The organism is Arthrobacter sp. NPDC058127 (assembly GCF_042884555.1).
GTDB lineage: Bacteria > Actinomycetota > Actinomycetes > Actinomycetales > Micrococcaceae > Arthrobacter.
In genome coordinates this window covers 1-11760 of sequence record NZ_JBHVTT010000007.1, presented here as the reverse complement: position 1 = coordinate 11760, position 11760 = coordinate 1, and the positions used below count along the sequence as shown (strand labels likewise).

Sequence of the window (11760 nt, the reverse complement as noted above, 5' to 3'; positions counted from 1 at the left end):
GGCGAGGATCAGGGCGTTGAGACGTTTTTTTGATTTTGGTCCGGGTGTCAGACCGGGACCGGAATGTGTGCGGCGCACGTATTCACCTTTCGTGTCGACAGTGACAGGCAGGTAATGCCGGTTGTCGCTCGGCTAGTTGTGTGGGGGCATTGATCGACTCAAATGCTGCACTTGCGTCAGATCCACCGAACGAAGACAACGTTGTCAAAAAGGGAACCTACGGCTTGTCCATCGGACAAGTCAACAGTCAAATCCTCCGACGCCCGGCCTGGCTCAAGTGATCGTGAACCAACTGCCCGCATGCCGGTGGAAGCCGTTGACAGCTACGAGGTAACGCGTGTAACCTCAATCACACCGCTGAAGGTAACTCGCGTTACTTGCCAACGATTGCGATACGACCTCAGACCGAACCCTTGGTGCTGCGCGCAGGATCAACGAAGACACGGAGCATTCAATGGCGAAAACCACCACCCCCCAGAAAGCCGCGGCTGTGCGGCAGCGGGGTGTCACCATGAGTGATGTCGCCCAGCACGCCGGTGTCTCCCGGACGGCGGTCTCGTTCGTGCTGAACAACCGCGAAAACGCCAGCATTTCTGAGGAAACGCGCATCCGCATCAACGACGCCGTCCAGGCATTGGGTTACCGCCCGAATGCCGGAGCGCGCGCACTGGCTTCCCAACGCAGTGATTGGTACGGACTCGTCACCGAGATCGTGACGGCCCCGTTTGCGGTGGACATCATCAAGGGCGCCCAGGATCAAGCCTGGCTTGACCACCGGTTCCTGCTCATCGCGCCTTCCGACCAGGCCGATGCCGTAGGACCCAACCAAGGCCTGGAAGATGCAGCAACGGAAAAGCTGCTGGAACAACGAGTGGAAGGACTTTTGTACGCGGCAACATACCACCGCGGGGTACATGTTCCGGAAAGCGCCCACGAGGTTCCCACTGTCCTGATCAATTGTTTCGACGCGGACGGGAAGCTGCCCTCGATCGTCCCGGACGAGCGCGGGGGCGGCAGGGTTGCCGTCGATCGTTTGCTCCGGGCCGGCCACAGCAGGATCGGAGTCATCAACCTGGACCCGCACATTCCCGCGGCCGTCGGGCGTTTGGAGGGTGCCCGCGAAGCACTCGCCGGCGCCGGGCTCGAACTGGATCCGGAGCTGGTGGTGTCCGGGCATGCGACGGCGGATGGAGGCTACGAGGCGGCGTGCCAAATCCTGGATCGTTACCCCCAGCAGGACAGGCCGACCGCACTGTTCTGCCTCAATGACCGCATGGCGATGGGCGCTTATGACGCCATCAAGGAACGGGGACTGACCATCCCCGGGGACATCGCCGTGATCGGCTTCGACAACCAGGAACTGATTGCGGCCTACCTCAGGCCAAAACTGACCACGGTTGCGTTGCCCTTCGAAAAAATGGGCGCACTGGGAGTCCAGACGCTCGCAGCTCTCACAGCAGGACAGCCGATCACTGCCGACCAGCAATTGGTCGACTGTCCGCTGCTAGAACGCTCTTCGGTCTGACCGCGAAATCAAGTTTCGAAGAGCAAACCCTTACCCACCCCTTCACCTTGCTGATGAAGATAGGAAAGAGATACCCATCATGACACAACCCCGACTCTTGAGGTCTGCCCGCATTGCAGCGGCCGGACTGGCTGTGGGTGCAATGCTGCTGACCGGCTGCGCTGCCACCGTCAACAAGTCCGCCGGCACCGACGCCGGAGCCAACGCGAGCGCCTTCCTGACCATCCCGCGTGAGGACATGAGCACCTTCGACCGTAACTTCAACCCCTTCGCCCCCACTGTGAACCCCATGGTCCAGCAGGCCATCTACGAACCCCTACTGGTCTTCAACCCGGCCAAAGGCAACACCGCCCCCTGGCTGGGCGCCTCCTGGGACGCTGCCAAGGACGGCAAGTCCGTCACCTTCACCCTGCGTGACGGCGTGAAGTGGTCCGACGGGCAGCCTTTCGTCGCCGATGACGTGGCCTACACCTTCCAGCTGCAGAAGAAGCTCAAGGGCGGCTTCGAGTACCTGGATTCCGTCACTCCGGCGGGCACCGACAAGGTGACATTCACCTTCAACAAGCCCTGGTCCCCCGCGCTCTATGAGATCGGGCAGCTCCCCATCCTCCCCAAGCACATCTGGTCATCCATCGCCGATCCGGCGAAGGACACCAACGCCAACCCCGTGGGAACCGGCCCTTACACCCAGGTGGACAGCTTCCAGTCCCAGTCCTTCGTGCTGAAGAAGAACCCGAACTACTGGCAGCCTGACAAGCAGAAGATCGCCGGCATCAAGATGCTGGCGATGTCCGGAAACGATGCCGCCAACCTGGCCAGCGTCAACGGCGATGTGGACTGGTCCACCCAGTTCATCCCGAACATCGAGAAGACCTTCATCGCCAAGGACAAGGACCACCGCCACTTCTGGTTCCCGCCGACCGGCGCCATGATCAACTGGCAGTTGAACACCAGCAAGGCGCCGTTCAATGACGCGACGGTGCGCAAGGCCCTGAGCATGGCGGTTGACCGTGACCAGGTCACCAAGATCGGCATGAGCGGGTACGCCACTCCGGCCGACTGCACAGGCCTCTCCGGCAACTACGCGAGCTGGAAGAACGCCGATGTGGCGAACAACTGCACTTGGACCAAGCTGAATGTCGACGAAGCGAACAAGATGCTCGACGGCGCCGGTTACGCCAAGGGCGCGGACGGCAAGCGCACCCTCAAGGACGGCAAGCCTTTCGAGTTCAAGATCTCCGTGGGCGCCAGCTCCTCCGACTGGCTCTCCGTGGCCAACGTGATCTCCCAGAACCTCCAGGCCATCGGCGTGACCGCCAAGGTGGACTCCCCTGACTGGGCCTCCGTCGTCTCCGGCTACGAGCAGGGAACGTTCGACACCGGCATCGTCTGGAGCGCGAACGACCCCAGCCCGTTCAAGTACTTCAGCTCCACCATGGGCACATCCACCGTCAAGCCGGTGGGCGCCAAGGCCACCGAGAACTACCACCGTTTCGGCGATCCAAAGGCCGATGATCTCCTGCAGCAGTTCGCTGCTGCTGGCGACGAAGCCGCACAGAAGCAGATCGCGAACCAGCTTCAGGCGGAATACAACGCGGTGGCCCCGACGGTTCCGCTGTTCTCTGGCCCCGAATGGGGCGACTACACGGACGTTCACTTCACGGGATGGCCCACTCAGGACAACCCCTACGCAACGCTCTCTGACCGCTCCCCCACCACGGTCCTTGTCCTGACCACTCTGGAACCGCGCAAGTAGCCGGCGCCACTTCTCGGCCGGTGGCTGCAGTTGCCATATTCCGGTTCCCACCGGCCGAGAACCTTTTCATCTTTCCCGCCCGGGACCACTGTCGTCCCGGACCCCGCCTTTCCCGAACGGAGCAATCGTGCGCTTCATCCTGCGCCGCCTGGGTTTTTACCTGATCGCCTTCTGGGCCTCCATCACCCTGAACTTCCTGCTCCCGCGTTTCATGCCGGGAGACCCCGTCTCACGCATGTTCGCCCGTACCCAGGGCAAGATGCAGCCCGAACAGATCGAAGCCCTGCGCAAGATGCTCGGCGTGGATACGCGGCCGCTCTGGGAACAGTACGTCGACTACATGCACAACATCCTGACCGGCCAGATGGGTGTCTCCATCTCGCGTTTCCCCACCCCGGTCACCGAAGTCATCGCCAGCCAGATCGGCTGGACCCTTTTGCTGGGCGGAACCGCCCTGGTGTTCGCCGCCATCATCGGCAATCTCCTCGGCATCCTGGCCGCCTGGCGACGCGGCGGCGCGATCGACTCCGCCCTGCCGCCGCTCCTGATCTTCATTGGATCCTTCCCGTACTTCTGGCTGGCCATGGGAGCCCTGTACCTGTTCGGCGTGGTGTTGGGCTGGTTCCCGATCCGCCACGCTTTCACGGATGGACTGGAGCCCGCGTTCACCTGGGAGTTCATCGGCGACGTCGGTGCTCACCTTTTGCTCCCGGCGTTGACGATCGTCCTGGTGTCCATCGGTGGCTGGATGCTGGGCATGCGGAACACCATGATCGCCACGAACTCGGAGGACTACATCACCATGGCCCAGGCCAAGGGTCTCCGGCCGGGCCGCATCATGCTCCGCTACGCGGCAAGGAACGCCATGCTCCCTTCGGTCACGAGCTTCGGCATGAGCCTGGGCTTCGTGGTGGGTGGTGCAATGCTCACCGAGGTGGTGTTCGCGTATCCCGGCGTCGGCTACCAACTCCTCAACGCCGTCCAAGGCCTCGACTACCCGCTTATGCAGGGCCTGTTCCTGACCATCACCGCCGCCGTGCTGCTGGCGAACTTCCTGGTGGACATCCTCTACGTCCGCCTCGACCCGCGTGTGCGCAGCAACTGAGGGACCCATCATGACAACCACAATTCTCAAGCAGCCCACTGAGCCCACAGCTGCCCGCAAGCCCAACCGCAGTTTCGTCCACGGACTTATCACCAACAAGAAGGCCCTGGTGGGCATGATCGTGATGCTCGTGTTCATCGCGCTTGCGTTACTGGCCCCCGTTCTGTTCCCCGGAGAGCCGTCGCGGATCACCGCGATGGCCTCGCTGGAACCGTCTCCCGAGCACTGGCTCGGCACCACAGCCAAAGGTCAGGACGTGCTTGCCCTGACTGTCCATGGTTCCCGCAGTTCCCTGTTCGTCGGGCTGACTGTGGGCTTCGCATCCACCTTCATCGGCATTTTGGTGGGCCTGGCATCGGCGTACTTTGGCAAGTTCATTGACGAAGCACTGTCCCTGGTGACCAACGTCTTCCTGCTCCTGCCCGGACTCCCGCTCCTTGTCATCCTGGCAGCTTTCCTGCCGCCGGGTTTGGGAACCGTGATCCTGGTGCTCGTGGTCACCGGCTGGGCTGGGTCGGCACGTGTATTGCGATCCCAGGCGTTGTCCATCCGTTCAAAAGATTTTGTGGCCGCGGCCGTGGTGTCCGGCGAACGGGCCGGCCGGATCATGTTCCGCGAAATCCTGCCCAACATGGCATCGAACGTGATGAGCACGCTACTTGCCTGCGTGATTTACGGCATCGGCGCCCAGGCAGGCCTGGAGTTCCTTGGCCTGGGTGACGTGAGCACCGTTTCCTGGGGCAACAACCTCTTCTGGGCCGGCAACGAGGGCGCCCTACTGACCGGCAGCTGGTGGGTCTTTGTTCCCTCGGGTGTCTGCATCGCGCTGGTCGCGTTCGCACTGGCGCTCATCAACTACGCCGTGGACGAGGTCACTAATCCGCGGCTGCGGAAGATCAAAACCCCAAAGAATACCGAAAGGAGCGCCGCCAAGTGACAGTCTCCCAAGTTTCCTTCGGCTCCCACGAGCCCGTTCTCGACGTCAAGAACCTCAGCGTCAAGTACATCGGCGACACCCGCTCCACCACCGCCGTCGACCGTGTTTCCTTCAGCATCGGCACCGGTGAGGTCTTCGGGCTGGCGGGCGAGTCCGGCTGCGGCAAGTCGACCATCGCCAACTCGATCATGCGGCTGCTCAAGGACCCCGCAAAAATCGCCGCCGGCAGCGTCTCCTTCGGCGGCAAGGACGTCCTGGCCATGAGCCCTGAGGAACTGCGGCGTTTCCGCTGGCAGGATGTGGCTATGGTCTTCCAATCGGCCATGAACTCGCTGAATCCGGTGCTCACCATCGGCGAGCAGATCGTGGACATCTTCACCACACACGCCGGCTACTCCCGCAAGGAATCCCTCCGACGCGCGGGCCAGCTGCTGGAACTTGTCAGGATCGACCCCGCTCGCCTCAAGTCCTACCCGCACCAGCTTTCGGGCGGCATGCGCCAGCGTGCGGTGATCGCGATGGCCGTGGCGCTCAAGCCGTCCCTCTTGATCCTCGACGAACCCACCACCGCCCTGGACGTGGTGGTGCAGCAGGAAATCATGGCCCAAATCAAGGAACTCCAACGCGAACTGGGATTCTCCGTCCTCTTCATCACCCACGACATGTCCCTCATGGTGGAACTGTCGCACCGCATGGCCGTGATGTACGGAGGCCGGATCGTGGAGACCGCGAAAGCCCAGGACGTCTACGCCAACCCTCGCCACCCCTACACGCAGGCGCTGATGGGTGCGTTCCCGCCGCTGACCGGTCCGCGGGTTCCGCTGACCGGACTGCCCGACGGCGTGAAGTTCCGGAACATCCCCGACCTCACCGAAGCAGCACCCGGCCATTTCGTGGCTCCGTTTGGTGCCGACGCTTCAGCGGCTGATGACACCGCCATCATGGAAGGAGCCGCACGATGAGCCACGCTGTGCTGTCATCCCAGCGCCCCTCCGCCGACACAGAAGCTACGGCCCTCGAGGTCCGCGGACTAGGAAAGTCTTTCCCAATAGGTGGTTTGTTCTCCCGGGAGTCCGTCCGGGCCCTGCACGGCGTAGACCTGACCATTGGCCGCGGAGAAATCGTGGCCCTCGTGGGAGAGTCTGGGTCGGGTAAGAGCACCCTGGCCCGCTGCGTTGCCCGGCTGGAACGTCCGAGCTCCGGCGAGATCCTGCTTGGCGGCGTCGACGTCCTCAAGCGTGACCGCTTCCAGGCATCGCGCGCCTTCCGCTCCCAACTGCAGATGGTCTTCCAGGATCCCTTCGGCTCGCTGAATCCTGCCCACAGAGTGGAGCATTTCCTGCGGAGGTCGCTAGTGATCCACCGGAAGGGCGGCAGCTCCGAGACAGAGACACAGCAGCGACTCGAGGAGCTTATGACCACCGTGGGCCTGCAGGCCGACATGTTGAACTCCTACCCGCACGAGCTCTCCGGCGGGCAGCGCCAGCGAGTCGCGATCGCCCGGGCCCTTGCCGTGGAACCACGGGTCATCCTCGCCGACGAACCCACCTCCATGCTGGATGTTTCGGTCCGGATCGGCGTGCTGAACCTGATGCGCAAACTCCGCGATGAGCAGGGAATCTCCATGCTCTACATCACACACGACCTCGCTTCGGCCCGATACCTCGCGGACCGGACGGCGGTCATGTTCGCCGGTGAGCTCGTTGAAGAGGGCGAGTCCTTGGACCTCCTGGCCAGCCCGGCCCACCCGTATACGCAACTGCTGGTCTCAGCCGTCCCGGATCCCGCCAGGGCGGGCTCCTACGATCCCGTCCGCCGGGCCGAGCTGCGGCAGGCTGTGATGGCTTCGACCAGCTGCGCTTTCGACAGCGACCCAAACCAGGCCTGCTCGGCCGAGGAACCCGTTCGCCACAGTGTGGGCGACCCCGAAAACCGCCACTGGGTGCGCTGCCACCTCTACCGCCCGCAGGCTGGAGCCGGCGGTCACGCGCTGGCAACTGAAGCTACCGACAACAAGGCTTCCGCATGACAGAATCGACGCACCCGCTCGGCACCGTCCCCCAGGACGAACTGATTGCCCGCGCCGATGCGGACCCCCTTCGGCCGCGCTTCCATTTCGTGTCCCCGGCCGGTTGGCTGAACGACCCCAACGGCGTGAGCCAATGGAACGGCACCTATCACCTCTTCTACCAGTACAACCCCGAAGGCGCCTTCCACCACCGCATCCAGTGGGGCCATGCGACCAGCACCGACCTCGTCCACTGGACGGACCAGCCGGTGGCGCTGGAACCTTCGGCAGGTCCGGACGCCGACGGCTGCTGGTCGGGGGTGTTGGTGAACGACGGCGGAACACCCACCTTGGTGTACTCGGGACGGCTGGGCGAGCACGAGTTGCCCTGCGTTGCCGTCGGATCCGCAGACCTCCTGAGCTGGAGCAAAATTCCTCAGAACCCGGTCATCGCAGCCCCGCCGGCCGGGGTGGAGATCACGGCGTATCGCGATCACTGCGTCTGGCGCGAGGGCAAAAAGTGGCGGCAACTGGTAGGTTCGGGCATTCGTGGGCGCGGCGGCACGGCGTTCCTGTACGAGTCGGAGGATCTGCGCTCCTGGGAATACGTGGGGCCGCTGTTCATCGGTGACGCCTCCCAGGGCGATCCTGCCGATACCGACTGGACCGGGACCATGTGGGAATGCGTGGACCTGTTTCGGGCAAGCGGGGCCTCGTTGGGTACGGTTCCTACTTCTGGCGACGCGCCCGACGTGCTGGTCTTTTCCGCATGGGACAACGGCGACACCCGCCACCCGCTGTACTGGACCGGCCGCTATTCGGAAAACTCCTTCGAGCCCACCGGGCTGCATCGGCTCGACTACGGTGGACGGTTCTTCTATGCGCCGCAGTCATTCCAGGATCAGTCCGGCCGACGCATCATGTTTGGTTGGCTTCAGGAGGGCCGCAGCGACGCCGCGATGATCGAGGCCGGGTGGTCGGGCGTCATGAGTTTGCCGCGCGTCACAACCGTGGCCGACGACGGAACCCTGGTGTTCGCGCCCGTGCCTGAAATCGAAAAGTTGCGCCGGGACCATGTGGGCCTGCCCGGACAGGAGCTGGTGGGTACCGGGGCACCTGTGGCTACCGGCGTGTCCGGCAACCAACTGGACCTCGAACTGGATGTGCAGCTCGAGCCTGGTGCTGTGCTGCGACTGGGCTTGCTGGGATCGGCTGACGGTGGCGTCTCCGGTAAATCCAAGGAGGAAACAGTGATCGAGCTGTGCCGGACCACTGAAGGCGACGGCCAAGGCACACTCCGCCTCGACCGGACTCAGAGCAGCCTCGATCCAACCGTTGATGTCGACGACAAGTCCGGACCGCTCCCGATGCCCGACGGCCGGGTGCACCTGCGCGTCCTGGTGGACCGATCCGCCGTCGAAATTTTCGCCAACGGTAAGCCGCTCACCGCCCGCGTTTACCCGACCCTGGCCGGCGAGCACGTGAGCCTGGCCGCCGAGGGTACCGTGAGTCTGCTCTCCTTCGATGCCTGGACCATGGCTGAGATCTTTGGAGGAGCTCGGAACCTCTTCCCCTAACTCAGGATCCGAGCTCTCCCGCCTTTGGAGTCATTTCCCCATCGCTCTACCACCTAAGACATCCAGCTCATGGCCGGTGCATCCCGCCGCGAAGCGGACGTACGACCTATACAAGAGCAACTGATAACACCAGCATCCGTCCAGCCGCCGAACAGCGCCCCGCGCCGTTCGCCGGCTGGATGGCCGCACCCAGCCTTCCTCAGGAAGACGAAATGAAATGAGACTTTGATTCATGACCGCGGTAACCGCGCCCACACGTGAGGCTTTCCGGCCGGCGATGCATTACGCCAGCAAGGACACCTGGCTCAATGACCCCAACGGCCTCATCTACTACGAGGGTAATTACCACCTCTACTACCAGAACAACCCCTTTGGGAATGTCTGGGGAAACATGTCGTGGGGGCACGCCACCTCCACGAACCTCATCACGTGGACAGAGCAACCCGTCGCTATTGCCTGCGACGAATACGAGGACATCTTCTCCGGCAGCGTCGTTTACGACCAGCACAACACCAGCGGACTCGGCGACGGAACTGCTGCACCCCTGGTCGCCATCTACACAAGTGCCTACAAGGAGAACTCACAGCACGCTGGGATCCAGGCCCAGTCACTCGCATGGAGCACGGACGGCGGCTACACCTGGTCCAAGTACCACGGAAACCCGGTCCTGAACCGCAATTCCGCGAACTTCCGCGACCCGAAGGTGTTCCCCTACAACGGCCCGGCCGGCGCCTATTGGGTAATGGTCGCTGTCGAGGCACTGGATTTCACGGTCGTGATGTACCGTTCCGATGACCTGAAGAGCTGGGACTACCTCAGCAGTTTCGGGCCCGCCAACGCTACTGGCGGAGTCTGGGAATGTCCTGACCTGTTTCCTCTGCCACTTGACGGGAACGAGGACCTGATCAGATGGGTGCTGACGGTTAACCTCAATCCCGGCGGGCCGAACGGAGGATCTGCGGGACAGTACTTCGTGGGAGACTTCGACGGCGTGACGTTCAGGTCCGAAACCACGGTCACTGAAGGCGACCAGGATCCGGCGCACATGGCCGAGTATCTTTGGCTCGACTGGGGCCGGGACTACTACGCTGCCGTTTCCTTCAGCAACGTTCCGGACGGTCGCCGGCTCATGATGGCCTGGATGAACAACTGGCAGTACGGCAACGACATTCCAACCTCCCCGTGGCGAAGCCCCATGTCGCTTGTACGCGAGGTCTCGCTGGTCACCTCTGAAGGGGCACCGCACCTCACCCAGCAGGCACTGATTGACCCCGCAGCGCTTACCCGCACAGTTGCCTACACGGAGCTCGACGTCGATGGCATCCGTTCCGTGGCAGGCGGGGGCGCCGTGCAACTCATCGAGGTAACGTTTGTGCCCGGTTCCGCAGATGAATTTGGCCTCGTGATCCGCGGCAACGGCAACGAAGGTATAAGGATCGGCATCTGTCCGGGTGACGGCAGACTGCTCGTGGATCGAACGGTCTCGGGCAACACGGCGTTCCACAGCGCCTTTGCATCGATCGACACCGCGCCCCTGCGTGCCGTGGATGGAGCGTATAACCTGCGCATTTTCGTTGATCACTGCTCTGTGGAGATCTTCGCCCAAGACGGAGAAGTCACCCTCACCGAACTGGTCTTCCCAGACCCCTCCAGCACCGGCGTGTCGCTGTACACCACCGGAGGAACCGCAAAGATCGCTTCGCTCAGGCTCACCACCCTCGCCTGACCATGGCTACCCAACCGCCGGATGGTTTCAGACCCACCCAATCAACGCAACGGGTGGACGACTGCGACCCAGCTTGCCTGCCAGGGGACGCGCCTGAAATAGAGAGTCCCCTGGCGCGCGTGGGTTCGGCTCAAGGCCGAGGGCGGGTTGCCGCAGCGTCCATGGGTAGCCAGGCACCAAAATCAGCGAGCTCTGCAAAGAACTCGGCATCACACGCCAGACCTTGTATCGGCATGTCTCACCCACGAGGAAGACGCGCCCGGACGGTCTGAAAGTCATCTCCAGGAGCTAGGTGCTGCCGCACCGGGCAGCTTGGGTTATGCCGCACGAGATACTGCTGCTGCATCGTGCCAAGCTGAACTGATGAATCTTCATATCCGGTAAGACCCTGTGTGCCCTTCGTTACGGCGGCCCGATGTGCGACGGAATACGGTGGTGTCTTCGTCCTTCTCGATCATCGTGCGCCCTTTGCCGTTATTCTGGATGATCCAGAAGACCTTTCGGTCCATGGAGAGCATGTCGATCCGTCCCGAGGAAAGTGATCCATCGTGGCGGCGGATTGCGACTTCGTCTGCGCGGGTGAGTTTGTTCCAGTCCGGTATGCGCTCCATTTCTGTCGTCGGAGCGCCGCTCGGTGCCTGTGTGAGTTCGTCCGGAGTGGTCTGTTGCAAGGGGGGTGTCATGGGTTCCCTGGTTTGTTTTTGGTTCCGTTTGATCCGGTCCGGGTGGGGACGTGGCGGGGAGCAGCGTGTCTGCTTCCCGCCACGTTGGCACCGGACCCGGTTCCTGCGCCCGACTGTCGGGTTACCTGTTGCGATGGATATGCAGGGCCGGGTGTCCGATGCAGCCTTGTGTGGACCCGGCGGAGGTCGCCGGGTGGGCGGGTCAGGTTATTGCCGAGGGCTGGAGCCTGACTCGTGAAGGGCACCGTCAGTGTGCCAGTGCCGGTTCAGTGAGCTGGAGCTTTTCGGCTTCGGTGGGCACGTAGCCCGTCTTGAGCTCGGATTGGAGTTTCTCGGTGTCGAGCGCACGCTGCCACTTGGCGATGGCGACGCAGGAGACGATGTTACAGACGGTGCTGGTGAGGGCGCGGGCTTCGCTCATGAAGCGGTCGATGCCGACGATG

Annotated in this window: 10 protein-coding genes and 1 pseudogene; 9 read left to right on the top strand and 2 right to left on the bottom strand. The window is 62.9% G+C overall.

The window, feature by feature from the left end:
- Positions 1-454: 454 nt before the first annotated feature.
- The 9 genes from ACFVTG_RS11700 to ACFVTG_RS11660 all read left to right on the top strand — a co-directional run bounded on the left by ACFVTG_RS11700 (position 455) and on the right by ACFVTG_RS11660 (position 10926).
- On the top strand, positions 455-1525 hold the full coding sequence (locus ACFVTG_RS11700; RefSeq protein WP_059389026.1) for a LacI family DNA-binding transcriptional regulator: 1071 nt from the start codon (positions 455-457) through the stop codon (positions 1523-1525).
- A 79-nt stretch (positions 1526-1604) separates the two neighbouring features.
- Positions 1605-3281, top strand: a complete 1677-nt coding sequence (locus ACFVTG_RS11695) for an ABC transporter substrate-binding protein (RefSeq protein ID WP_390280567.1) — start codon at positions 1605-1607, stop codon at positions 3279-3281.
- 127 nt (positions 3282-3408) lie between these two features.
- A complete protein-coding gene (locus ACFVTG_RS11690) occupies positions 3409-4386 on the top strand; it encodes an ABC transporter permease (protein WP_284754985.1) in 978 nt (325 codons plus the stop codon).
- 10 nt (positions 4387-4396) lie between these two features.
- Positions 4397-5323, top strand: coding sequence for an ABC transporter permease (locus ACFVTG_RS11685; protein ID WP_345449467.1), 927 nt, complete (start codon positions 4397-4399; stop codon positions 5321-5323).
- A complete protein-coding gene (locus tag ACFVTG_RS11680) occupies positions 5320-6285 on the top strand; it encodes an ABC transporter ATP-binding protein (protein ID WP_390280565.1) in 966 nt (321 codons plus the stop codon). Before ACFVTG_RS11685 ends, ACFVTG_RS11680 begins: the two co-directional genes overlap by 4 nt.
- The gene (locus ACFVTG_RS11675) at positions 6282-7352 is read left to right on the top strand and encodes an ATP-binding cassette domain-containing protein (RefSeq protein ID WP_390280564.1); all 1071 of its coding nucleotides are present in this window, start codon (positions 6282-6284) and stop codon (positions 7350-7352) included. Before ACFVTG_RS11680 ends, ACFVTG_RS11675 begins: the two co-directional genes overlap by 4 nt.
- Positions 7349-8908, top strand: coding sequence for a glycoside hydrolase family 32 protein (locus tag ACFVTG_RS11670; protein WP_390280562.1), 1560 nt, complete (start codon positions 7349-7351; stop codon positions 8906-8908). The genes ACFVTG_RS11675 and ACFVTG_RS11670 overlap by 4 nt, the downstream gene beginning before the upstream one ends.
- Before the next feature lie 232 nt (positions 8909-9140).
- Positions 9141-10634 carry a glycoside hydrolase family 32 protein gene (locus tag ACFVTG_RS11665; protein ID WP_390280560.1) on the top strand — a complete coding sequence of 498 codons (1494 nt, stop codon included), beginning with the start codon at positions 9141-9143 and terminating at the stop codon, positions 10632-10634.
- 181 nt (positions 10635-10815) lie between these two features.
- Positions 10816-10926 (top strand): hypothetical protein, encoded by a 111-nt coding sequence (locus ACFVTG_RS11660; RefSeq protein WP_390280820.1) that lies wholly within the window; start codon positions 10816-10818, stop codon positions 10924-10926.
- Positions 10927-11005: 79 nt separating this feature from the next.
- Here the strand turns inward: ACFVTG_RS11660 and ACFVTG_RS11655 are convergent, their stop codons facing one another.
- Together ACFVTG_RS11655 and ACFVTG_RS11650 are read right to left on the bottom strand one after the other, a co-directional pair.
- Positions 11006-11317: a hypothetical protein gene (locus ACFVTG_RS11655; RefSeq protein WP_284754980.1), complete on the bottom strand. Its 312-nt coding sequence runs from the start codon at positions 11315-11317 to the stop codon at positions 11006-11008.
- Positions 11318-11564: 247 nt separating this feature from the next.
- Positions 11565-11760: pseudogene (locus ACFVTG_RS11650) on the bottom strand (dicarboxylate/amino acid:cation symporter); the annotation flags it as partial.